Consider the following 24,563-nt stretch of genomic DNA (forward strand, 5'->3'; position numbering starts at 1 on the left):
GTCGAACAGCAATTTTCAGAGTTTTCCAACATCACATGATTAGAAATACAACGACAGCGCTTCTCTACTGGTTTCGCGATATTGGTATAACGGGCCTCCTGTTGATGAGCAGCACCAGCTACGCGCTTGAAACACAGCAGATCGACAAGCTGACCGAGCAACGGTTGCTCTCGGCAGCAGAGCAGCCGGTGTCGGTACCCGCCTCCGTTGCCAGTCCGGGAGTGAATGGTGTTGAGGTGTTCGGTCAGTCGCTGTTTCAGGGCGCTTTTCGCGATCAACCATTTACCGGCTTCAACCCCAATTACCAGATTACTGTTGGCGACAAAATCAACCTTCAGCTGTGGGGGGCTTACAGCTTTAGTGCCAGTTTACCGGTAGATCCTCAGGGAAACATTTTTATCCCAGAGGTAGGTCCGGTGCATGTGGCCGGGGTGGAAAATGGCGAGCTCAATGATTTCGTGCTGCGCCGAGTAAAGCAGGTGTTCAAGAGCAACGTAAACGCCTATGCAAACCTGGAAGCGAGCCAACCAGTAAAAGTGTTTGTGACCGGTAATGTTCAGCGTCCCGGCCTTTACAATGGATATTCGTCGGACTCGGTACTCTATTACCTGGACAGTGCTGGCGGTATCGACCCGGAAAGCGGTAGCTATATCGATATTCAGGTGTTGCGTCAGGGCAAGTTGCTGCAGCGTGTAAACCTGTACCAGTTCCTGGTAACCGGGCAGATGCCGGCGCTGCAGCTCCGCAATGGGGATTCTGTTGTGGTGGGCGCGCGTCATGGTTACGTAACCCTGGAAGGCGATGTACAGCAATCTGCGAAGATTGAGTTCCTCGGCGAGACCACCAGCTTGAGTGAAATGCTGTTGGTCGCCAAACCCAAGCCGCAGGCCAATTACGCGCGGATTACCCAGATTATTGATGACCGCCAGGAGGCCAGCTACCTACCGATCGAGCAGGCAATGCAGACCGAACTCCATGCGGGCGCTCACGTCGAACTGGTCAGCGACAGCGACATCAACACCATTTCCATCCGTGTGAAAGGTGAAGTGGAAGGGCCTGCAGCTTATGTACTGCCTTATGGCGCAACCCTTGCGGACCTGATTGACCGCATTCACTACCGCGACAATGCAAACCCTTTTGCGATACAGCTGTACCGGAAAAGTGTGGCGGAACAGCAAAAAATCGCCCTGGAAAGATCGCTGGATGCCCTGGAAATGGAAGCGCTGACCCGGCAGCCAGTCACCTCATCTGACAAAGCCTCGCTGAAAGATAGCGCGGCAATGATTCAAAAATTTATCAGTAAAGCGCGCAAGGCGCAGCCCCGTGGCCAGGTTGTGCTGGCCAACAATGACCGCGCTGGCGAGATGTTGCTTGAGGATGGGGATGAGCTGGTGGTGCCGCTGAGAGCGTCGACAGTCTCTGTAGTGGGTGAAGTGGTCTTCCCGACTTCTCTAGTTTTTGATGAGGAGCATACCCTTGATGATTACATCGAAATGGCCGGTGGATTCTCTAACAGCGCTGATACCGACGAGCTGATAATCCTCCACCTGGATGGCACCATCAGCCGTATCAAGGAGAGGAAGTTCAATAACCGCTTGACGGGCACACTGCGCGCGGGTGATGAAATTATGGTGATGCCGAAAATTCAGGCAGGCGAACTTCAGGTTACAAAAGATGTAACAGAAATTCTCTACCGCATAGCCGTCGGTACCGCAGCAGTACTGTCATTTTGAAGAGTTAGTTTGAAGTAAGGAAGGAAACAGCAACAGGGAAGTAAGAATTATTCTTGCAAGCGGAGCGGGAGCTCCGCCCATTCCCTATTGCTTGAATTCCGCATTACCTGAATTTTCATTTCATTTAAATACTAATCTACTTCGTGTATGTAAAAAGGAATTTCATCACAAGTTACATGGTAGCTAAGCCAGGAAAAATATGGGAAGTGTTTGGGGGATCTAATGGAAGAAAGGCACAAAATTGAACTGATTGAAGCTTCTGCGCTCTTTGATGCAGCGTGGTATGAAGAACAGTATCCGGATGTAAAACAGGTGAGGCTCTCTGCCGCTCAGCACTATCTGCGCTACGGCTGGCGTATTGGGCGCAGTCCATCGCCCGTTTTTTGCGGTAAGACCTACCTGCAAGAAAATGCAGATGTTCGCGAACAAGGAGAAAACCCACTGGTGCACTACCTGCGGTTTGGCAAACAGGAAGGGCGTAGCTACTGCCCGCCGCAGCTGCCGGTTTTGCAGTCAGTGGCGGCAACAGCGAGTACGATCTCCGCAAGTACTGTGGTGGGTACCACTAAATCCGACAAAGAAGCACTGGCTGCACAGCTAAAAGAGACCCAGCAGTTGCTGGAGAAATACTTCGTCCGCTGTGAACAGCTCGAATATCAATTGACTGATCGTAAAAAACAGGCGTAGGGGGAACTTTGAAAGTCTTAACAGTATTTGGTACTCGCCCGGAGGCCATTAAAATGGCTCCGCTGGCCATTCAACTGCGTGATGACTCCCGGATCGACGCGAAAGTATGTGTTACCGCACAGCATCGTGAGATGCTGGATCAGGTGCTGGATCTGTTCGAGATCAAGCCGGATCACGACCTCAACCTCATGAAACCAGGGCAGGATTTGACCGATGTTACCACCGGTATTCTCACCGGCCTGCGCGATGTCCTGAAAGAAGAGAACCCGGATATTGTGCTGGTTCACGGGGACACGGCAACCACGCTGGCGACCACCCTGGCTGCCTACTATCAGCAGATACCTGTTGGACACGTAGAAGCAGGCCTCCGCACTGGCAACTTGTATTCCCCCTGGCCAGAAGAGGCAAACCGCAAACTCACCGGCGCTATCGCAGCCGTGCACTTTGCACCAACAGACAACTCCCGCCAGAACCTGCTGAAAGAGGGCGTGAGTGATGACGCGATCGTAGTCACGGGTAATACGGTGATCGATGCGCTGTTGGAAGTGGTGAAAAAACTGGACACGAATCAGGAGCTTTCAAGCAAGCTTGCCAGCGAATTCCCGTTCCTGGATGAAGATCGCAAATTGGTACTGGTTACCGGCCACCGCCGTGAAAGCTTCGGTGGCGGCTTCGAGCGGATCTGTCAGGCACTTGCGAATATTGCCCGTGAGCATCCAGATGCGCAGGTGGTCTATCCGGTACACCTCAACCCCAACGTACGTGAGCCGGTAAATCGTCTCCTGGCTGACGTAGATAATATCCACTTGATTGAGCCATTGGATTACCTGCCGTTTGTATACCTGATGAGCAAGTCAGAAATTATTCTGACGGACTCTGGCGGCATCCAGGAAGAGGCGCCGTCATTGGGTAAACCAGTGCTGGTAATGCGCGATACCACTGAGCGCCCGGAAGCAGTGGCTGCTGGTACCGTAAAGCTGGTCGGAACCGATGTAGAGGTTATCACCCGTGAAATATCAGCGCTGCTTACCGACAAGTCTGCTTACGAAAAAATGAGCTTTGCCCACAACCCTTATGGTGACGGTGAAGCCTGTAACCGTATTGTTGAGTATTTAGCTAACAAAAAGTAATCCATTTGCTATCAAAGTAAATAAGAATTTCGATATTTATATAAGGCGCTATCAGTATCATGAAATTTGAAACCATTTCCGTTATCGGCCTGGGCTACATTGGCCTGCCGACTGCCGCAGTAATTGCCTCCCGCAGGAAGAATGTCATTGGTGTTGATATCAACCAGCATGCGGTTGACACCATCAATAAGGGTGATATCCATATTGTCGAGCCAGAGCTCGATATTGTTGTGCACGCTGCAGTGACCGAGGGCTACCTGAAGGCAACCACCTCCCCCGAGGCTGCCGACGCGTTCCTGGTGGCGGTACCCACTCCGTTCTTCCCAGACCCTGAAGGGCTCAATCATAAAGCCAACCTGAGTTATATCGAGTCTGCAGCCAAAGCACTGGCTCCGGTGCTTCAGCCTGGCAACCTGGTCATTTTGGAATCCACATCACCTGTGGGGGCCACCGAAAAAATGGCTTCCTGGCTGGCGGAAGCTCGCCCGGACCTGACTTTCCCGCAGACTCACGGTGAAGAATCCGATATCCGCATTGCGCACTGCCCCGAGCGTGTACTGCCGGGCCACGTTGTGCGTGAGCTGGTAGAAAACGACCGTGTCATCGGTGGTATGACAGCCAAGTGTTCTGAGGCAGCAAAAGCTCTGTATGAAGTCTTTGTTGAGGGCGAATGCCTGGTAACCACCGCACGTACCGCAGAAATGGCAAAGCTGACTGAGAACAGTTTCCGCGATGTCAATATCGCGTTCGCCAACGAGTTATCTGTGATCTGTAACAAGCTGGACATTAATGTCTGGGAGCTGATCTCTCTATCCAACCGACACCCACGGGTAAATATCCTCCAGCCGGGTGCGGGTGTTGGGGGCCACTGTATTGCTGTAGACCCCTGGTTCATCGTTGACTCCTGCCCCGAAGAGGCGGAGCTGATCCGCACTGCACGCCTGGTGAACGATGGCAAACCCCGTTGGGTACTTAACCAGATCAAGGCAGCATTGGAGGAAGCGCATCAAAAGAATCCGGGCTATACCCGCAGCGACATCACCGTGGCCTGCCTGGGTATCGCCTTCAAGCCAGATATCGACGACCTGCGTGAGAGCCCGGCGCTGAGTATTGCCAATGAAGTGGCAAAACTGGGCTGCCGCCTGCTGATCGTTGAGCCGAATATCGAAGCCCTGCCGGAAGGTTTCCAGTACCCGAACGTGGAGTTGGTTTCACTGGAGCAGGCTCTCGAAGAGGCTGACGTTACCTCTGTACTCGTAAATCATAAGCCCTTTGTTGAGCAGGTCGAGGCCGTAGCTGCCAAACCCACTGTGATCGACGCCGTGGGGCTGCTGAGATAAGCACCTGTTCTGAGAGTGGCTTCGGCCGCTCCATCCTTTCATTCGTCACCCAGTCAACTGCCGAAAAATACACTATGGATGTACTTCTACAGCACGCTGAGGCGCTCGCTAAACAGCCTCATGATTCACTGCATAGCCCGGTACAAGGACGCATTGCTTACGTGGTTAGCCACGGGCAAAGCTATGCCAGTAACGGTTACGCGATACGAACTCAAGCAATTGCTAAGGCCTTGAGTGGTCATGGCTTTGAGGCTCTATGCTTTGTACGGCCCGGCCGACCGTGGGAACTGGGTACAGATAAAGGCGCCGTTGATACTCAGGAAATTGTTGATGGGGTGCGCTATATCCACAGCCGCTGGCCGGATGATCAGCATCCACGAGGTGAGTTGAATACGCTGAAGGCGAGCGTAGAGCGCTTTGTCGAGCTGTTTCGTATTTACCGTCCTGAAGCCGTACTTGCCGCGTCCAACTATATTGTCGGACTGCCGGCGTGGATCGCCGCCAGACGCCTTGGCTTGCCGTTTTATAATGAAGTCCGCGGGTTTTGGGAGCTATCCCGTGCGGCCCGGGAACCTGGTTACGAAAATACCCCCGCCTTCAATGTAGAAGCTGCGCGTGATGCTTTCGTGGGCAGGCAGGCCCTGAAGGTATTTACCCTCAACCAGCCGATGAAGGAGGAGCTGGCCAGGCGTGGGGTGGACGCCGACAAGATCGAGATCGTGCCCAACGGCGTCAGTAAGCTCCCTGAGATCAAGCATACCTTTCCGGCATTAAGGCAGCGGTTGGAGATTGAGGCGGATGACAAGGTGGTGGGCTATGTGGGTAGCTTCACCCCATACGAAGGACTGGATGTGCTGCTCGATGCCTGCGCTGAACTGGTCAACCAGGGAGAAAAAATCAAGCTTCTGTGGGTGGGAGATGGCCAGCCAGTGACCAAAGTGTCTGGCTCCAGTAAGACTCTTGTCGACAAACCTTGGCTGATTCAGGTCGGCCGCGTGCCCCACGAGCAGGTAGCGGACTACTATGCGCTGATAGATATAGTCGTGATACCGCGCAAGAAGCTGCCCGTGTGTGAGCTGGTGCCCCCGATGAAGGCAGCTGAAGCGCTGGCCTATGGCAAACGACTGGTGGTGTCGGATGTCGCAGCGTTAGGGGGAATTGCCGCCAAGCATGAAGGTGTGGTTACGTTTGATGCGGGTAGAGCCGATAGCCTAGCCTTTAGCATCCAAAAGGTGCTGAGTACAGCAGCCCCAAGTGCCTCCACGGCGTTGCTGATGCAGGACAGTATCAACAGTCTGGCATGGGCGTTGCCTGGTGAAAGCTCGGTAGTCACTGAGTGCAACGTAGCACTACCGGAGGCTAAAGTTCCAACTACCAAAGAACTACCGATCGCGGCTCCTCAAAAAAAACTTAAAAAAGCGCCGAAAGACTTCAAAGCTATTTCTATCATGGATGAAATATCCGAAGAATGTTGGAAGTACGAATTCAATAGCTTCCGTGTTGATAGAAAAAACTATAAGAGTCAAGTAAAGTCTTCTACCGCTACATTTGCCTTCTTGGAAAGCTGCTGGAAAGGTAATGGCGGTGCTTGGGAATATGCCTTTACCTCTCCAGGGTTGAAACATGCCAATGCGCAGGCGCTGCTTGACTTAATACCTCGGGTCAAAGAGAAAATGCCTGTGGTCTTCTGGAACAAGGAAGATCCAATGCACTATGAGCGCTATCTACCTATTGCCAAGCAAGCCGATATTATCTTCACAACAGATAGTAATAAAGTCAGTTCGTACGAACAGGACGTGCCCAGCGCTGATGTGTATGCGGTGCCGTTCGCTGCGCAGCAACAAATCTGTAACCCATCAGATCGATTCCGCACTGAGCCTGAGACCGTTTGTTTCGCCGGTTCCTACTATGGAGTAGGCCACGATGAGCGGAAGCGGCAGATGGATGCGCTGCTACCGTCTATTCTTGACTTCAATGGAGCGATTTATGACCGTTTCTCAAAAATTGATAGCGATAGATACAAGTTCCCAGAAAAATTCCAGCCGTTTATCAGGGATGCAGTGCCATTCCATGAGGTGGTGAAGCTTTACAAGCGCTTTAAGGTCTTTCTCAACGTCAATACTATTGTGGACTCACCTACGATGATGTCGCGCAGGGTGTACGAGCTCCTCGCCTGTGGTACCCCCGTAGTATCGACTCCCTCAAAAGCTATTGAAGAGCAGTTTTCTGGCATTGTACATATGGCGAATGATGCTCAGGAAGCAAACAAGATTATTGAGAGGCTTCTAACAGATGAGCATTATTGGGAACGTACATCTCACCTTGGCTACCGTGAAGTAATGACTAGGCACACCTATGTCCATCGTCTACAGTCCATCAAACAGGCACTAGGTTATGAAGCTGAAGATGAAGAGCCCTTGGTGAGTATCATTACCTGTACCCGTCGCCCGAATATGATCGATCGTATTGTCGAGAACATGACGAGGCAGAATCACTCAAACTGCGAGCTGATACTGGTGCTTCAGGACTTCAGCAGTGCGCAAAAGGATGATCTTCTTGGAAAGTTAAAGGCTAAGTCATCTAACCTGAAGCGAATTGAAGTCATTGTGAATGATAGTCAGGACATTACTCTTGGGGAGCGATTCAATCATGCCGCTACTTATGCCAAGGGTGAGTATATCGCGAAGATGGATGATGATGATTTCTACTTCGAGAATTACCTCTCTGACATGTTGATTCCTTTTAAATTTGGAAATTATGGTATGGTCGGTAAGCAAGAGCTCTACATGTATTTGTCCGGTTCTAATAAGCTTATTAAACGTTTCCCAAGTATGAAGCATCGTGAAGTAGACTTTGTAGCCGGGCCGACGTTTGTTATCAAGAAGTCTGTGTTTGATAAGATTAAATTTGAGTCCAGAAATACTGGTGAGGATAGTACATTTATCAAGAATTTAAAAAGTGCTGGTTATAAAATATATGCTGCAGATCCCTTCAATTTTATTCAGTATCGCGGGAGTGGTGGGGCTCATACGTGGAAGGTGGATGATGATTTCTTTTTGAATGGGAAGCAAACTCAAGTTATTTCTGATGGTTTTGCTCAAGCGTATGTTGACTTCTGAGGAGAGAGGCTTGTGAGTGTTGCTGGGAGCAGTTCAAGGCAAAATTTTTAGAGAGACTCCCAGCAGAACTTTTTAAATTAATATTGATTTCCTGGTCTAAAATTTTGTGGCCAAATTAAGGGGTTGTATGTCTTTTCCTGGAGAAAAAGTTTTTCAGTTAACGAGGCCTGTTAAGTATGTTTTTCAAGAATCTAATGAGAATAGTAGTTTTCTTGTCGTAGTTTTCTCAGCCTTTCATGGTAAAGAGTCTGAGGGGAAGCCGCCAACTTACAACTATATAAATACGCTCGGTGGTTGTAAGCATAATAAGATTTTCATACTTGATGATTGTGAAGGAAGTGTCTGTTATTACACCGGAAAGAATCGTGATTTTTCACTTGAATCCTCAGTGGTTGCGTTGATTGTTTCAATTGCGAATGAGCGTGGTATTCCAATGGAGAATGTGATTTTATGTGGTTCAAGTAAGGGGGGGTATGCGGCGTTATATTACGGAATAAAGTATAGTTTTGGTGCTGTTATCAGCGGTGGCCCTCAAACCTTTATGGGAAATTATTTAAGTAGTGTTTCTAGTTTTACGCGTGCCCTTATTGAGTTTATTGCGGGTGATTCTGGTGAGGAAAGTGTGGAGTACTTGAATCGCCTTATTTTTGATCAGATTGAAAATAAAATTTCTTTCCCGGAAATATATATTCACGTCGGACGTGGGGATCATCATTATGAAGGTCATGTCAAGCCATTAATGCACGCGCTTGACGCACAGGGTGCTTCATATGAATTAGATTTGGCGGAGTATGATGATCACGGAGCTTTGGCAAATTATTTTCAGGGGTTTTTGTTGGGGACGCTTGAGCAGGTTGTTCGCTCGAGATCCGTTTAGTTAGAAAATCTCTTATGGGAAATATTAATTACGGCGGCTAATTTGAGATGAGATGTTCGTTGGGAAGAGTTTTTTCGGGCTGGTTTATTATTTCGGTAAATGTCGTGGGCGCTTCGAGGTCTTGTTTTGAAATCGCTATTTAGTAAAGTTAAATCTTAAAGCAATCGAGAAAATCTCTGGGCTTTGAGTCGAGGTTAGTTATTTTATAGATTGGTGAGAGCTGTTTTTCATCTAAAAAGTAGAATGCGAAGAATTTTTTTATTGGCTGAATGTTTTGCTTCGATGTGTAGTGTTGAGTTTAGTAAATTAAAGTAGGCAACGCGTTCTTTCTTGAGGTTTAAGTGAGGTGCTGGGAGTGGTAAGTGAGTACCAGTAGGTGTATTTGTTTATTCGGAACTTTATAGTTTTTTTCAGTTGCGCTTGGTGGAGAAACGAATCTATAGAATCAATTACTATATAAAATGCCTCTTGCGCCGCCTGTCAGGTGTCTAAAGTGGGGTTTTTGAGTCGAGTTAGATTCTTTAGCTGTGGCTGTGTAAATATAAAGTCTTGTCGTGGCAGAGTCCTTACAATTTGAAGTTTAATGTCTGATAAGTTTGCCTTAGCGAAATGTCGACTATGAATAGCAAGTGGAAAAATGCACATACTCATTCCTGTCTATTTTAATGCGCCACTCGGCGGTCTGCATGAGAATGTGATCTCTAGCTCTCGTTTCATGGTCTCGAAAAAGCATCGAGTTACCGTAGTGTGCAAGTCTGGGCCCTTTGGGGATCGGTTGCTGGCTGAAGGCATTGGGGTGATTGAAGCTGATTTTTCTCTGCCTTCGTTCTCCAGTGTGTTTTTCGCTATTAAAGCCCTGCACGCCGAGCACCCCATCGATCTGGTGCACGCCCATCCCTTTGCTTCTCGTCAGCTGGGCATGATGGCTGCGCAAGTCCTCGGTTTGCCCTGTGTGGTCACCATGCACGGTAAGTATGTTGATGCGTTGCCGGACACCATAGGCCAACTCGATGGGGTGTTCACGGTTTCCGAAGGTATTCGCCAGTACCTGATTCAGGAAGGCGGCGTTGCAGCACCGGAAAAGTTGCATGTGATACCTAATACGCCGGATGTTCAGCTCTTCAAGCCAGCTCGGCGCTCCGCTAAGGCAGGGCGCAAAGTCACTATTTCTCTCGTCACCCGGCTTGATCATGATAAGGCCTTTATGCTGGAGATATTCTACAAAGCCGTGGCACATGCTGCTGAACGCTACTCTGGTCGTATTCACTGGCAGGTAGTGGGGCAGGGCACGCTGCAGGAGGAATTGACGCAATGTGTGGAACAGCTGCGCGGCGACAACAGCGTTAGCTTTACCGGCTGGCTGGAGGGGGAGGCGCTACGGGATGCCTATCAACAGAGCGACGCGGTGATTGTCCCCGGACGCTGTGCGTTGGAGGCCATGAGTTGTGGTGTGCCGGCCATCGCTCTGGGCAGCAAGGGCTATAGCGGCCTCGTGGCCCCCGATACCTGGCAGCAAGCAGTGTACACCAACTTCGGCGGCGTCGGTGACAAGGCGGACGGCTACTCAGCTGGTGCCGTGGAGCGGGATCTGGATACGCTGATGACTTCGGCTCGGAACCGCCGGCGGCTGGGGCTGTTCGGGCGGCGTATCACCCAACAGCTCTTCAATCCGAATAAAGCACACCTGCACCTCTTGGGTTTTTACCGTTTGGTAGTCGAGGCCCACAAGGCTGATCCTCGGGCCCCGGTTCCACGAAGTGAGTTTCTGGAGTTGCGTCTGCGGGGGCTGGATGTCGCCCGCCAACGGCCAGACCTGCTGGTTCTTGGGCACCGCTGTGAGCGGCCTGAAACCCTGAGCTTCGCCTGGTACCTTTTCCGCGATGGTGAAGTCGTCGAGAAGTTCATGTATCGGCCGGAGCCGCAGCGCGAGATCTCACTGCCCGGGCCGGGGCGCTATGAAGTGCGCTGCTTTGTGCAGGATGAGCACAAGCGTCGGGTCTCGTTTATCGGAGCAGAGGTGGTGCTGCCGTAAGACAGTGGCCTCCGCCAGTAGCTCTGCTCAGGTGTGGATGGATGATACCATTTGCCGGGAAGAGCGGGATGTCGGCGAAGCCTGGTTCAAACAGTACGGCTTCGACCTGGAATATCTGAATTATGAGAAGAGCTTGGATCGCCTGACCCGCAGATCCGTATAGTGGCTATAGCGCAACATAAGACCATATTGTTATCCTGAAAGATTTCGAGCAGTAATACATGTCGACAAAAGAACTCACAAAAATCCAAGCCGACCTGGCGATAAAACCAGCAATTAACTCTCTTGCCCAGAGCTCCATGTTCTGGAAGCCAGATTACTTGCGCCCCTCATCCTGGCTGGAGCAGGTGCCATTTCTGTTCTGGCTGGTAGAGGCGCTTCAGCCGAAGGCGGCGGTAACATTGGGGTTAGAGTCTGGTGTTTCCCATTTTGCACTGTGTCAGGCGGTTCAGCGGCTTGGGCTGAACACACGCTGCTATGCGACTTTTAATGGGCAGGGTGGTGACGAAGCCGTAGATGATGATTCTGTTTCTTCCTATCACGATGCGCACTTCGATAGCTTTTCATCACTGATGAGGAGTCCAACGGTACAGGCAGCGAGCCGGTTTGAAGATGCCAGTGTGGATTTGTTGTTACTGAATCCTACCGCGGAAGAAGACCTTGAAAGTCTGTTTGCGCGGTGGCACTTCAAACTGTCTTCTCGGAGCGTTGTACTGGTGCGCGGCATTTCCAGGCGGGACCCAAGCTGCGAGACGTTTAGGGCTTTCGAGGCGCTGTCTAAACGATTCCCTACGTTTGTTTTCCATCATGGAGAGGGGCTGGGTGCCATTTTTGTCGGTTCCGAACAGGCGCCGTTGCTTGCCGGCTTAGTCAACCAGGGCGAATCCGCTTCCGCGCATCAGGTTGTGCGCGATGTATTTGCCCGCTTGGGGCGCACTTGTAAGGATGCAGTACAGGCGCAGGAGTACTTGCACAAGGCTGAAGCGCTTGAGGCAAGCCTTGTCGAGCACAAGCGCGAACTGGATCAGCTCAATACCCGCTACGAGTCCAGTCGCTCTGAGCTAGAGGCTAAACAGCTGGAGGTAGCCGGGTTTGAGCAGCGTATGGAGCTGGCCACTGAGCGCCACGCGCTTGAGCGTGATCGGCTGGCTGAGCGGGTTAGTTTGCTGCAGGAGTTTCGTGATGAACTCAAGGGCGAAGTGGCACAGCTTCGCCAGCGCCTGGATGAGCAATACCTGCAGGTTAATGAGCGAAATCAGCAGCTGATTCAATTGCAAGTGTCCTCTGCGGGTCAGTTGCATGATTCTGCTGGTGCCCATCACCATCAGGATGCTCGCAGTCAAGAGTTGGCGAGTGCCGAGGCTGAGGTCCAGCGGCTCAAAAGTGAGCTGGAGAAGCAGGAAGCGGCAGTAAGCGAAGCGGCGACCCGGCTTGAGGAGGTGCAGCGCGCTCAAGCACAGGAAGAAGCGCAACATGTCCGCTTGCTGGAGGAGCGTGTTCAACAACTGGAAGGTAATCTTGCTGAGAGCCAGTCTGTTCTAGATGAGCGCTACGGTGAAATTGCGGTAATGACGGAGCTACTTGAAAAAGGTGGGCCGCAGGGCGAAGCGCAAGCACAGGCTTTTTCCATAAAGGAAGCGCAGGCAAACCAGCGTATCCGGGATCTCGAAAGGCAGGTCACGGATCTTAAGGCACAACTTGACGCGAGCGACCGGGATAAGCAGCAGGCGACGAGTGCCCAGCAGGCAATAATTGACCGGCTTACCGACGAATTGTCAGCGCAAGCCGCGATCCACAAAGGAGTGCAAAAACAAGCGGAAGGCCTTACCGAAGCACTCCGTGCGGCGGAAAAAAGTATTGCCGAGTACAGTGACCGTGAGCAGGAAACCAAACACTATCTTGCACAGTTATCGTCCCGGGCACAGGCCCTGGAACATCAGCTGAAAAAAGAAAAGCAGGCCCATCACACCATCACGCAGGAACAGTTGCGTTCGGAGGCTCGGGCCAGGTCTCTGGAATCTGAACTGGCCGCGGCAAAGTCTGAGGTAGAGGTGCGCTTCCAGGAGCTGGCCCTGCTTACTCAGTTGCTCGAAGAGCGGGATGCGGAGTTGCTTTCGGTCAGAGCCGAGCTGGAGCGCGCCACGCACAGTAAACTTGCAATCAAAGACAGGTCGTTCAGATCCATTGGCCTGCCAGTGGGTAAAAGAACTCGGAAGCTGCGTAAAACAAGGAAGGCCTTGGCGCAAATTGAACAATCCGGTTTATTTGATGCGGATTGGTATCTCCGTACCTATCCTGATGTAGCGGAGGACGCGCAGTCAGCTAGCAATCCTTCGTTACACTATCTGAAGTTTGGTGGTTATGAGGGACGCAATCCTTCACCTGGTTTTGATAGTCAGTGGTATCTGGATAGCAACCCCGACGTTAAAGACAGCGGTATAAACCCTTTGGTGCATTACGTTAGTATGGGGCGGCAGGAAGGGCGTACACCCACCCCATACTGACCGGCTAGTTGGGTACTATCGAAGTCACTATCTACTTGGCGATTTTCTTGATAACCGTTGGGAGGCTCGTATGGTTTACCCGTGGATGGTGGCCGTTAATCGGTTCTGGCACCTTTAATATTGGTAGGCTGAATCTCCTCGAAGGTTACACATGAGTTACGCAAGATATCCAGGTATCAGGGTCTATTCGACCTTTTCAGATAGTATTCCTGATCTGTATTTCGATGGAATTTTCTATACTCATGATTCGATCGGGGTAGGGCAAGCTGGCCTGGCTGATTTTCTTTCAAAAAATTCCTTGTATAGTCTGGATGATTTGAGCGAGGGGCGGTTTTGGCTGCTATATAGGAAAAACAATACATATAAAGTTTGTGCGGATGACTGTGGCCAGGAGGTGATCTTTTACTATCATGTCGATAATATTTGGGCTTTTAGTAATAGTTTCTTGGCTTTAGTCGAGCACTTGACTGCTCACGACGTTAAATTGCATTTGAATCCAGGTTCGGCCGCGTCGTTCTTCCTTCCTGGAGGTTTCGGCGAGACTTTGATCTCTCATAACAGCGTAGTGCAGCAGATCAAGGTGCTGCCACGTAATGCGCAGTTGCGTATTGTTGACGGTGTTTTCTCTGTTGAATCTCGGTATCCTTCTTTCGATAAGAAATATCGCTCAAACAGGGAGATGCCCAATTTAAATGTACTGCAGAGAAATATAGTCAAGTGGCAGGCGCGGTTGCGTGGCCTGGCTGATAACCACTCTTACGATTTTAGTGTTGAGATTTCAGGGGGGGCTGATTCAAGGCTGCTGTTGGCGCTGCTTCTGAGTTCGGGCGTCGATATTTCCGGTATCAATTTCCTATCAAACCCCTCTCTTGGAAATGATTATCGGATCGCTGGCCAGCTGGCAAAAAAGTATGGTTTTTCATTGGCGCCAGCTATGAACAGGCAGGCCAATGTTGAGCGCCTTTCAGCTTTTGAGCAGGTTGAGCTGTACTTGTACGGCAGCCTTGGCGCTTATCATAAAACCTATTTTTCTAGGTTTCGCTATCGCCCAAAGACTTTTCGGCTGCATGGGGGCGGTGGTGGGCTGTTACGAGATTATTATGGTGGTGAATTTCTTCCATATATCGACAAGTACAATAAATTTTTCCGAGATCAATGTTTATTCTCTTCCATCAAGGATAACTATAGATCTTGCCTGGAAAGTGCCGGTTATCTTTCTGCCGGCGATCACTACCTGGATTTTCGATGCCGTTTCCACGTTGGGCGTAATTGGTATAAGTCCAACGAGGCGTGTCTGATCACCCCTTTGATCTCTTCAGATTTACTACGTGAGTACGCAGAGTTGTCACCTGTTGCCCGTTCCAGGCGATACCTGCATCTTGCTTACTATATGTTGCTTGATCCGGAAATCCTTAGTGTACCTTTTGATGAGGATTGGAAGTCATTTCCCGTTGAAGATGTCGAGCGAATGCGATCCCATATCTCACAATGGAAGCCCGAGTGGCCAGAGAATGAAGAAGTGAAAGTTTTCTTTGGCGAATCGCCAGAATTGGTGGCATATCCATGGGGTGGGGATGAAAAAGGTTCGGTTGATGAGCTTTTGCACGCAGAACTGGAGTATGCGAAAAGTTCTGAGCTTGTGGGAGATTATTTTTCTTCTCGAAGCCTTGGCGTTCTCGGACGTTCTTCGGACTGGAGAAAATCGGGCAAGCGCCATCGTAATTTAAGTCACGTGGTTCTTTTGAGTAAGCTCGAAGAGTTGGGTGTTGAAATGGCGGTCTAGATAGTTTTATTGGCTGCGCCCGGTGTAAATTTGTGCTGGGGAATTGGATAAAGGCTTGGGAGAAATGAAGAGTCATTCAGAGTATGGCGAGCGAGAGTGCGACGGGAGCGAGTCTCCCGGTCGGAGCTCCGAGCAAGCGCAAAATGTACAGCACAGCCTCCTCGGCGGCCCCAATTTTGGGCGGGAAACACTGGCTGCTTCATTTGAAGGGAATGGCCAGAATATAGCAGAGGGTGAGTTTTCGTTGCAGGATGCATTTACCCGAATCGAGCAGCTTGAGGGGGTACTGGGAGCCGTAAAAATTCAGTTGCAACAAGCACTCGATACCGGTCAGGAGTTTAAGCAGACGCCAGATTACCAGTCGTTGGAAAAACGTCTGACTCTTGTGGAGAAGGAGAGGGACAGCCTGGGGCAAGAGAACGAAAGGCTGAAAGCAGATCGATTTTTGATGTGCCGGAAGGTGCAAACTTTGCAGTCCAGCCTTGTAAGTACCAGACGTTCTCTCGCGGAATGCTCCCGCGAATTGCTGAAGAAGGAGAAGTTGCTGGAGGATCAGAGGACAGAGAACGAACGTTCGCAGCGAAAGAAAAAGTATTGGGGCGCACTCGGCGGAATTGGACGTTTTATTCCCATTAAGGGAGCTGGGTTGTCGAGCAAATTTTTTCTTGGAAAGTATGCCAAAGATTTGCGCAAACATCGGCATGCTTTGAAAGTGATTGAAGCCTCTGGGCTGTTTGATGCGGACTGGTATCTCCGTACCTATCTGGATGTTGCTGACGATGTGAAGGCGGCGAGACATCCATCGCTACATTATCTTAAATTTGGCGGTTTTGAAGGGCGTAATCCCAGCTTCGGGTTTGATAGCCAGTGGTATCTCGATAGCAACGTGGAAGTGAAGGCCAGTGGGATGAATCCCTTGCTACATTATTTGATGAAAGGAAAACAGGAAGGCCGCATGCCGATGCCGTATTGAGCGGTAAAGCGTGTAGGTATTAAGGCATGAATAGATTGCAAGTTAAATGGGCCTGAAACGCCTCTGGCGTTGGGCCAGTCAACGTCTTCCGGTTATCTTCGGGCATAGCAACCGCGCAGGTGGCGAGCCCTTTGACGCTGATTGGTATTTGGAGGCCTATCCGGATGTTGCGCAGGCGGGTATTGACCCATGGTCGCACTATGTCAATCACGGCCGCCACGAGGGGCGCCTCCCGGCTCGCAACCGGGCAATAGCCTGGGAATATCATCTGATGCGCGGGGGCGAGTCGCTGATGCTACCTCGACTGGAGGCACTGACTCGTTCCCGAGAGGCATCTGATCAGGAGCGTTACTACGCCGCCTGGAGCCTGGCGCGCTGGTGCGCTGCCAGAGATGACTGGCGTGGTGCCGTCAATTACCTTCTCGTATTCCTCGATTCCACTGCACCTTATCCCGTTCATGCTGGCCCGTATTACTTGATGTTGTATGCGGCCTTGCAATGCGGCCGCGTGGAGATTGCTCGACGGGCGTTCGGTGCGCTGGAGGCGCGCTTTCCCGGGCACCCGGCACTGTTTCTCGCAAGAGCAAATATGTTCAGCGCTTCTGCAGACAGTGGGGAGCGGCAGGCGGCAGACCAGCAAAAGCTGGCGGCAATCAATCAACTGTTTGAGTCCCGGAATCTTGTGTCGATCGGGTGCACCCTTGCGGAGCCTCTGGTACTGGATAACCTGCGTGCGGGTAGTGATTTAACCGCGGCAGGGAGTGTGGACGCCCCGCGGGTATCTGTGGTGGTGCCGGTGTTCAATGCCGAGCGCACGATCGAGACGGCATTGCGCGCACTTTGCCAGCAGACCTGGCGTAATCTGGAAATACTGGTGGTTAACGATGCCAGTACGGATGGCTCACAACAGGTGCTGGATGCGTTCGTGAGCGAAACTGGGGTTCGCGCGGGGCTAAACATCCGCCTGCTTTCTCACTCGGTAAATCACGGCGCATATGCGGCGCGTAACACGGCGTTGGTAGCCGCTACAGGCGATTTCATCACCACACACGACAGCGACGACTGGTCTCACCCGCAAAAAATTGAATTGCAGGTACGGGCGCTACTGGAGGCCCCCGATAAAGTCGCTTCCGTCAGCCACTGGGTGCGGGCCACCGAGTCACTCGAGTTTGGTGCCTGGCACATTGACGACAGCTGGGTTTACCGAAACGTTTCTTCGCTGATGGTGCGGCGCTCAGTTGTGGATACGCTGGGATACTGGGACCGGGTGTCGGTCAATGCGGATACTGAGTACTACTATCGTATCCTCTCTGTATTTGGTGAAGGCGCGATTACGGAAGTGTGCGAGGGAATTCCTCTGGCATTCGGCCGGATTGACAGCGGTTCATTGAGCCGGCGTAGCGATACGCATCTGGTCACGCGCTACGGGGGGCTGCGCAAGGACTACGAGGATGCAGCGCGGCGGTGGCATGCGCGTGCGATTCAGGCGTCCGATTTGTACCTGGCCGAGAATCCCGATAGCCGCCCATTTTTGGCGCCGGCGAAAATGTGCCGGGAAGACAAACCGGTCGTTGACCTGGACCCGCGGGACCAGGTACAGCAATCCGGCCTGTTCAATAGCGCCTGGTACTTGCGCCAGTACCCGGATGTATGTGACTGCCCTGTGGATCTTTTTGAACATTTCTGGGAAACGGGGTTGGCAGAAGGGCGCGACCCCGGGCCGGGTTTCAGTGTGTCTGGTTATTTGCGCAAGTACCCGGAGGTGTACAGTTCAGGCCTGAACCCCCTTTATCATTATCTCAGCGTCGGAAAAGACCTTGGGTATCAGGCTCACCCGATATTCTCCGGTGACTGCGTTAAGCCCTTTGGTGGTTTTCGCCTGCTGGTTTGTGCACACCAGGCGGGTACCCAGTTATACGGGGCCGAGCGCAGTTTGCTGGACGTGCTGGATGCGTTGAGCCAGTTGGGTGTCGAGGTGGTAGTGACGTTGCCCAGCGCGGTGAATAGCGAGTACCTTGAGGCAGTCAGGTCAAGTGCACATACCGTAGTGGTATTGCCGTATGGGTGGTGGTTTGGAACTCGAGCCCCTTGCACTGAGACTAAACGCCACTTTGCTGACCTGCTAACGCAGTACAATATTCAAGCGGTTTTGGCGAATACATCGGTTCTGGAGGAGCCGTTGCTGGCAGCGAGGGAAATGGGCATCCCCTCTCTGGTGCATGTGCGGGAGATACCTCAGGCAGACACCTCCTTGTGTCAGATTCTGGGAGCGGATGCTGACGCCGTTGCGGCAAAAGTCCGGAGTCTGGCGGATATTGTGATGGTCAATTCTGACATCGTAAAACGGTCGATTTCGGTACCTGAGGCAGTGTTGGTTCCCAATATCATTCGACGCGGTAAAATCACGCGGATTCAGGCTGAAGCCGGCCCGCGTCGGGTGGAGCAGCCGGTTCGGGTTGCCATGTTGAGCAGCAATTTGCCGAAAAAGGGCCTGAACGACTTTGTCGCCTTGGTTGAGCTGCTCGCAACGCGAATACCTGAAGTAAGGTGTTTTCTGGTTGGCCCAGAAAATATGCACATTGCAAATTTGCGAGAACGACAGCGTGTTTCGCCACTACTCAAGAATCTCGTATTTTACGGGTATGCCGAAGATCCGGAAGCGGTACTGGCTGAGGTAGATATCGTTGTAAACCTGTCGCAGTTTCAGGAGTCGTTCGGACGGACCGCGCTCGAAGCTATGGCTGCTGCCCGTCCGGTAATCGGCTACCAATGGGGAGCGCTGCCGGAAGTCATTCTCGACGGGGAAACCGGTTACCTTGTGCCATTTGGGGATGTTAACGCCGTTGTCGACCGGATCGCTGAATTGGCGGCAAGCCAAAAGCTACGGGAAGTGCTAGGCAGAGCCGGCCAGCGGCGGGTGCGCGAACATTTCAGCGAAGAGATAATGCAGCGTCAACTTGCTGCGGTATTGGAGCGCGCTAAATCTCTAGCGCCTTCTGTATAGAGAATTAAACAAAACGGTGCCGTTTTTTCGGCTGAAGCGTTGTATGTATCAGATTTCCATTGTTCAGCATTCAATGAATACTTCCGAGGTGTCTCGCTGGTGCCTGGATTTTCCCCGCCAGGGGCAGGCGTGTACGGTCGATTCCCTTTCTGATGGCCTGGTTTTTCAGGGATGGGTTTTGGTGAAAGACGGAGCCGAGGCGGTTCCGTATCTGAAGCTGAACGGAGAAAAACACTACCTTCCGTTAAACTGCCAGCGGGCAGATGTGATAACAAAGGTGCTCGGAGAATCTGCGGATGGGCACGCTCAGTTAACCTGTGGGTTTCGGCATACCTTTGCGTTAAAGCAGGATTCCGGAGTCTTCGGCTTTGAGGTGGGCGGCACAGACTTTGATGCAGCTTCCTATCGTATTGAAGGCAGCCTGAGAATTCTGGAAGGTGACGAAGGGTGGCTTTATCTGGACAACGACACGAATGAAAGTGTTGAACAATACCAGGGTAACTTGTTGCTGGATAAAAACGCGCTGAAGGAATGGAAAAGCTATTTGAGCGCATTTACTTCGCTGGCGCTTGAGCAGAATATCAGGCACACGCTGTTGATCGCGCCATCAAAAGAGATGGTGCTGCCGGAGTTCTATCCACACGAAAAAGGCAGGACTTCGCCGGTTGAACAAGTGGCGGGACTGTCGAAGCCGGAACATAAATTGGTATATCCGGTCTCACAAATGCGTGCAATGCAGGAGCAGCCGTTCAGAAAATGCGATACACACTGGTCTCCCAAGGGTGCTTTGGTCGGGTTCAAGGCTGCTCTCGAAGCCCTCGGACTGGATATGGAAGCCGTTGATCGAGTTTTCGAGTCGGATGTGTATCAAGAGTCTGTGCGCGGTGGGGATCTGGGAAATAAACTATACCCTCCTCGCCGAGCGCCTGAATGGCTTTTAACGAAAGTGCGTTACCAGAAGTGGGTGGTGTACGACAATCATCTGCCAAATTTGGGCCGGGTGATTGTGTTCCTCAATGAAGGTGCACTACTGAATACCAAATGTGTGATCTTTGGTTCTTCTTCCAGTTATTCGTTTTTCAACTATGCGGCTCGTATTTTTTCCACTCTGATTTTTGTGCACTCTGCAGGTAGCATTGATGCCGGTCTGTTGGAGATAGAGAAGCCCGAATATGTCCTGGCGCAGACAAATGGCCGGTTTGTTGTCCGGGCGCCGGTTGTGACTTATGACCTGGAAGCCGAGATGGATGCCAAGTTGGATTTACTCTCGGATACGCAGTTGAAAGACCTCCGAAAAAAGCATCAAGCTGCTTGTTCTTTGCCCGATGGTTGTCTGAATTTCGATATACCGTCGGTATTTTCGTGCCTACTAACGACGAAAGTCTGATTTGTTCTAATTTTCTCCGATATGTAGCCTGTTTTCCTAACGGTGGCTTGTTTACATGTTGAGCAGAATTAGGGTGCCATTCGCATTATTAGGCAGGTAAAGCCTTGTAAATTTGGTACAATCGGCGGCTATTTTTCGAGCGCATCAAGATTTTTTACGGCAGCGACGAGGTACAACTTTTGGGGCAGGTAAAGCGGTTGGGTAGAGGCATTCCTCATTTTTCCCGGGTTGACCTGCGTCCGGTTGTTAGAAGCTGTTCTGCTTCAGATACGCTGGTTTATGAATCCGATGGTAGCGTGGGGGTTCTCCCTGAAAAGCCTGGTCATCCAGAATTCGAAGTTCCCGGTCAAAAACTGACCCGCGGCTGGTATATGGCCGAAGTCGAGGTCGAATCTGACCAGAGTTTTATGGATGGTGGTTTTAAGTTGACCCGTGTTAGTACGGGGCGGTCGCGTACTATGCGGTTACCACTGCGTAGCGGCCGCTTGGCCAAACGATTGATCTGGCTCCGCCACGGTGACGAAGAGCTGCGATTTTCCCCCATGTGCTGTAGTGGTGCCATCACCATCCGCAAACTCTCCCTGGTGCGCGTCTCACTCCCTTTCGCCCTCAACCGCATGGGTTCCCGGTTGTCCCGTCGCTACCTGCCGGTTCCGTCTCAACTGGTAAAACGCTGGGTGGCCTACGATCATACCTTCCACCCCAATGGTGCCCGCGTCTCCTATGGCGAGTGGGTTCGCCGTATCGAGCCGGCGTTATGGCCGCGGCGCACGTCGGCCGCTCATTCTGTTCGCTTTGCTGTGGTTATGCCAGTCGTTACCAAGAGCGATGTCCACAGGCTTCCCCGAACGTTGGAGTCCGTTGCGGCCCAGCGGCATATCGGCAAAGGTCGTGTTTCGGTTTACTTGTTGATATCTGCTGATTTGGATGGCGCCAGCCGCGCGGCAGTGAACGATCTGGCCGAACGTCGCTCCCGGGTTTCTGTGGTGGAAGCGTCAGAGAGTGTGGTGCTCTCGGAACAGTTCCCCGAAACAGATGCGGTGCTTCTCTGCCCCCCAATCGGGGTGTTATCCGAGCAGGCGCTGCACTGTTTTGCCGAGGTATTGCCGCACGTGCCTTCGGCGCGTTTGATCTATACCGACGAGGATTCCATCAGCGAGGCGGGGCGCCGTGCTGCGCCGAAGTTCAAACCCGGCTGGAATCCGGATCTGCTCTATACCCGGAATTATATTGGCGACTGCCTGTTGCTGACTGCCAGTACGCTGCCCGCGTTGCGCGCGATCGATTTTACCGACCCGGCCTGGAGCCTGGATCTGCTGTTGCAGATCGAGCGGCTGGCGGAGCCGGGCGAGGCGCCTGTGGTGCATATTCCGCGGATGATCTTCCATCGATTTGTGGAGCAATCTCAGAAAACGCTGTGCGCTGAGCGGTACCTGGCACTGCTTGCCGCGCATTTTGAGGCGTCGGGCTGTGAGGGCGTGACTGTGGAGAGCGAGTCGGAGAGCGGTCTTCCCTCAGTGCACTGGCCGGTGGGGGCTGAGGAGCCGCTGGTCAGCCTGCTGATTCCCACCCGGGATATGTTGCCGGTATTGAAGCTGTGCGTGGATAGCATCCTGGCGAAAACCACCTATCGCAATTACGAGATTCTGGTGCTCGATAATCAGAGTGTGGAGCCTGAGACGCTGGCGTATTTCGAGGCGCTGTCGGCGTTGCCCAACGTCCGTATCCTGCAATACGACGCGCCCTTCAATTACTCGGCGATCAATAATTTCGGCGTGGAACATGCGCGCGGCGAAATAGTCGGGCTGGTAAACAATGATATTGAGGTGATCAACCCGGAGTGGTTGAGTGAAATGGTCGGCCATGCGCGCCGCCCGCAGGTTGGCTGTGTGGGGGCAAAGCTGTTTTACGGGGATGGCCGTATCCAGCACGCCGGCGTGGTTGTGGGCCTCGGCGGCCTCGCGGGCCATGTGCACAAGTTTCTGCCAGCGGATGCGGCCGGGTACATGAACCGCCTGCAGTCTACCCAGGCCTTCTCTGCTGTCACTGCAGCCTGTTTGTTAGTGCGCAAAGCGACGTTCGAGGCGGTAGGCGGGCTGAACGAGCGCCATCTGCAGGTAGCATTCAACGATGTAGACTTCTGCCTGAAAGTGCGGAAAGCCGGCTACCGCAATATCTGGACGCCCCACGCGAGGTTGTATCACCACGAGTCCATCAGCCGTGGTATCGACAACACGCGGGAAAAGCGGGCCAGGTTTGATCGCGAATCCAGATATTTGCGCAAGGCCTGGGCGGAATACCTCGATAATCCCGGGCGGGACCCCTATTACAGCCCCTTTCTTACTCACGTAGCAGAGGATTTCTCGCTGGGGCTGAATGAGAAGCGGGATATTCCGCTGTTCCGGTAGCGGTCAAATTACGCAAACAAAAGGGACCAAAAGGATTTGGCCATGTCAGAAACCACAATCTCATCTCGCCCGCAAACCTCAAGCCACGAGGAGAGGGGTCGGGCTCCCACACTCCACCCGGGCCACATCACCCACCACGGTGCGGTAAACGGTGTCACAGGCTCCTGCCACCAGCTGTTCGCAGACGACAATAATTCCATCCTGATCGACTGCGGCCTGTTCCAGGGCGCAGAGACGTCGCCCGGTGGCCGTGGGCAGAATAGCCTGGAAATTGAATTCGATATCACCACAGTGCGTGCGCTGGTGGTGACCCATGTGCATATTGATCACGTGGGTCGGATTCCCTACCTGATTGCAGCGGGGTTCCGCGGGCCCATTTACTGTTCCGAGCCCTCTGCCGAGCTGTTGCCGTTGGTGCTGGAAGATGCGCTCAAAATTGGCTTTACCCGGGACAGGGCGCTGATCGAGAAATTCATCGGCTATGTCCAGAAGCAGTTGCGGCCTTTGCCCTATAACTGTTGGCAGCCGGTGATAGAGGATTCGGATTGTAGTCTTAGTCTTAGTGTAAGGCTCCAGCGCGCGGGGCATATTCTGGGTTCTGCCTATGTAGAGTGCGAGTTGGATTGCGGAGCTGGAGCCTTCAGCTTCAAAACAGCTCCGCGGTCCCGGGGCGGGAAACGCCGCATCATATTCTCCGGTGATCTGGGGGCGCCGAATACTCCGCTGTTGTACGCGCCGAAGGCGCCCTGGGGCTGCGATGAGCTGGTGATCGAGAGCACCTACGGTGACAGGCTGCACCAGAACCGCAAGGAGCGGGTGCGTATTTTGCAGCGTGCGATTGAGGAGGCGTTGGCAGATGGCGGCAGTGTGCTGATCCCGGCGTTCAGTATCGGTCGCACGCAGGAGCTGTTGTATGAGCTGGAAGGGGTTATCCACAGCCAGGGTCATGACAATCGCGCGGACAATCCCTGGCGGGATCTGCCGGTGATTGTGGATTCACCATTGGCCAGCCGTTTTACCGATGTTTACCGGCGCTTGCGCCCATTCTGGGATGCGGAGGCCCGGCAGTTACTCCGCCGCGGCCGCCACCCGCTGAGTTTTGAGCAACTGATTACGGTGGACGACCACGAGGCGCACCGCAAGGTGGTGGCGGAGCTTGCCAGCAGCCGGCGCCCGGCCATTGTGATTGCGGCCAGCGGTATGTGCAGTGGTGGCAGGGTGGTGAACTACCTGAAGGCGATGCTGGAAGACAAACGCCACAACATTCTGTTTGTGGGCTACCAGGCGCGGGGCACGCCGGGGCGGGATATTCAAGTCTACGGGCCGCGCAATGGCTATGTGGATCTGGACGGGCAGCGTTACCGGATAGCGGCGGGCGTGGAGACCATCAGCGGCTACTCCGCCCACGCGGATAAAAATGACCTGCTGGGTTTTATCCGCAAAATGAAAAAACGCCCACAGTGCGTGCGGGTGGTGCACGGGGATGATCGGGCCAAGGCGGCACTGAAGGCCGAAATTGAGCGGGAGGAGCTGGCGGGGAGTGTGATTGTTCCGCGGTGAGCGCTTGTGGCATAAGTGGGTATTCA

Annotated in this window: 15 protein-coding genes; all 15 read left to right on the forward strand. The window is 52.6% G+C overall.

Annotation, left to right across the window (positions count from 1 at the left end; translation table 11 throughout):
- Positions 1 to 104: 104 nt before the first annotated feature.
- The 15 genes from LPW13_RS02130 (at position 105) to LPW13_RS02195 (ending at position 24,537) form a co-directional block, all read left to right on the forward strand.
- Positions 105 to 1,733 (forward strand): polysaccharide biosynthesis/export family protein, encoded by a 1,629-nt coding sequence (locus LPW13_RS02130; RefSeq protein WP_230437804.1) that lies wholly within the window; start codon positions 105 to 107, stop codon positions 1,731 to 1,733.
- Positions 1,734 to 1,955: 222 nt separating this feature from the next.
- Entirely contained in the window at positions 1,956 to 2,420 is a 465-nt protein-coding gene (locus tag LPW13_RS02135) for a hypothetical protein (RefSeq protein WP_230437805.1), read from the forward strand.
- Positions 2,421 to 2,428: 8 nt separating this feature from the next.
- Positions 2,429 to 3,550: a non-hydrolyzing UDP-N-acetylglucosamine 2-epimerase gene (gene wecB, locus LPW13_RS02140; protein WP_268932665.1), complete on the forward strand. Its 1,122-nt coding sequence runs from the start codon at positions 2,429 to 2,431 to the stop codon at positions 3,548 to 3,550.
- A gap of 59 nt (positions 3,551 to 3,609) precedes the next feature.
- Positions 3,610 to 4,890 (forward strand): UDP-N-acetyl-D-mannosamine dehydrogenase, encoded by a 1,281-nt coding sequence (gene wecC, locus LPW13_RS02145; RefSeq protein ID WP_230437806.1) that lies wholly within the window; start codon positions 3,610 to 3,612, stop codon positions 4,888 to 4,890.
- 74 nt (positions 4,891 to 4,964) lie between these two features.
- Complete coding sequence (locus LPW13_RS02150; RefSeq protein ID WP_230437807.1) at positions 4,965 to 8,009, forward strand: glycosyltransferase; 3,045 nt, start codon at positions 4,965 to 4,967, stop codon at positions 8,007 to 8,009.
- A 127-nt stretch (positions 8,010 to 8,136) separates the two neighbouring features.
- A complete protein-coding gene (locus tag LPW13_RS02155; protein ID WP_230437808.1) occupies positions 8,137 to 8,886 on the forward strand; it encodes a hypothetical protein in 750 nt (249 codons plus the stop codon).
- A gap of 637 nt (positions 8,887 to 9,523) precedes the next feature.
- Entirely contained in the window at positions 9,524 to 10,918 is a 1,395-nt protein-coding gene (locus LPW13_RS02160; RefSeq protein ID WP_230437809.1) for a glycosyltransferase family 4 protein, read from the forward strand.
- 37 nt (positions 10,919 to 10,955) lie between these two features.
- On the forward strand, positions 10,956 to 11,081 hold the full coding sequence (locus LPW13_RS18130) for a hypothetical protein (protein WP_268932666.1): 126 nt from the start codon (positions 10,956 to 10,958) through the stop codon (positions 11,079 to 11,081).
- A 58-nt stretch (positions 11,082 to 11,139) separates the two neighbouring features.
- Complete coding sequence (locus LPW13_RS02165; protein ID WP_230437810.1) at positions 11,140 to 13,422, forward strand: hypothetical protein; 2,283 nt, start codon at positions 11,140 to 11,142, stop codon at positions 13,420 to 13,422.
- Between the two features lie 151 nt (positions 13,423 to 13,573).
- Entirely contained in the window at positions 13,574 to 15,205 is a 1,632-nt protein-coding gene (locus LPW13_RS02170) for a hypothetical protein (protein WP_230437811.1), read from the forward strand.
- 55 nt (positions 15,206 to 15,260) lie between these two features.
- Positions 15,261 to 16,178 (forward strand): hypothetical protein, encoded by a 918-nt coding sequence (locus LPW13_RS02175; protein WP_230437812.1) that lies wholly within the window; start codon positions 15,261 to 15,263, stop codon positions 16,176 to 16,178.
- A gap of 46 nt (positions 16,179 to 16,224) precedes the next feature.
- The gene (locus tag LPW13_RS02180) at positions 16,225 to 19,182 is read left to right on the forward strand and encodes a glycosyltransferase (protein ID WP_230437813.1); all 2,958 of its coding nucleotides are present in this window, start codon (positions 16,225 to 16,227) and stop codon (positions 19,180 to 19,182) included.
- 43 nt (positions 19,183 to 19,225) lie between these two features.
- Positions 19,226 to 20,569 carry an alginate O-acetyltransferase AlgX-related protein gene (locus LPW13_RS02185; RefSeq protein ID WP_230437814.1) on the forward strand — a complete coding sequence of 448 codons (1,344 nt, stop codon included), beginning with the start codon at positions 19,226 to 19,228 and terminating at the stop codon, positions 20,567 to 20,569.
- A 485-nt stretch (positions 20,570 to 21,054) separates the two neighbouring features.
- Positions 21,055 to 22,977 (forward strand): glycosyltransferase family 2 protein, encoded by a 1,923-nt coding sequence (locus LPW13_RS02190; RefSeq protein ID WP_230437815.1) that lies wholly within the window; start codon positions 21,055 to 21,057, stop codon positions 22,975 to 22,977.
- 42 nt (positions 22,978 to 23,019) lie between these two features.
- Complete coding sequence (locus LPW13_RS02195) at positions 23,020 to 24,537, forward strand: MBL fold metallo-hydrolase RNA specificity domain-containing protein (protein ID WP_230437816.1); 1,518 nt, start codon at positions 23,020 to 23,022, stop codon at positions 24,535 to 24,537.
- Positions 24,538 to 24,563 lie beyond the last annotated feature (26 nt).

The sequence above is a fragment of the Microbulbifer celer genome (assembly GCF_020991125.1).
GTDB lineage: Bacteria > Pseudomonadota > Gammaproteobacteria > Pseudomonadales > Cellvibrionaceae > Microbulbifer > Microbulbifer celer.

Coding starts and splice junctions, on each gene's coding strand:
- LPW13_RS02165 (WP_230437810.1), top strand. CDS start 11,140: ATGTCGACAAAAGAACTCACAAAAATCCAAGCCGACCTGGCGATAAAA.
- LPW13_RS18130 (WP_268932666.1), top strand. CDS start 10,956: ATGGATGATACCATTTGCCGGGAAGAGCGGGATGTCGGCGAAGCCTGG.
- LPW13_RS02150 (WP_230437807.1), top strand. CDS start 4,965: ATGGATGTACTTCTACAGCACGCTGAGGCGCTCGCTAAACAGCCTCAT.
- LPW13_RS02180 (WP_230437813.1), top strand. CDS start 16,225: ATGGGCCTGAAACGCCTCTGGCGTTGGGCCAGTCAACGTCTTCCGGTT.
- LPW13_RS02170 (WP_230437811.1), top strand. CDS start 13,574: ATGAGTTACGCAAGATATCCAGGTATCAGGGTCTATTCGACCTTTTCA.
- LPW13_RS02130 (WP_230437804.1), top strand. CDS start 105: ATGAGCAGCACCAGCTACGCGCTTGAAACACAGCAGATCGACAAGCTG.
- LPW13_RS02185 (WP_230437814.1), top strand. CDS start 19,226: ATGTATCAGATTTCCATTGTTCAGCATTCAATGAATACTTCCGAGGTG.
- LPW13_RS02195 (WP_230437816.1), top strand. CDS start 23,020: ATGTCAGAAACCACAATCTCATCTCGCCCGCAAACCTCAAGCCACGAG.
- LPW13_RS02135 (WP_230437805.1), top strand. CDS start 1,956: ATGGAAGAAAGGCACAAAATTGAACTGATTGAAGCTTCTGCGCTCTTT.
- LPW13_RS02160 (WP_230437809.1), top strand. CDS start 9,524: ATGCACATACTCATTCCTGTCTATTTTAATGCGCCACTCGGCGGTCTG.
- LPW13_RS02155 (WP_230437808.1), top strand. CDS start 8,137: ATGTCTTTTCCTGGAGAAAAAGTTTTTCAGTTAACGAGGCCTGTTAAG.
- wecC (WP_230437806.1), top strand. CDS start 3,610: ATGAAATTTGAAACCATTTCCGTTATCGGCCTGGGCTACATTGGCCTG.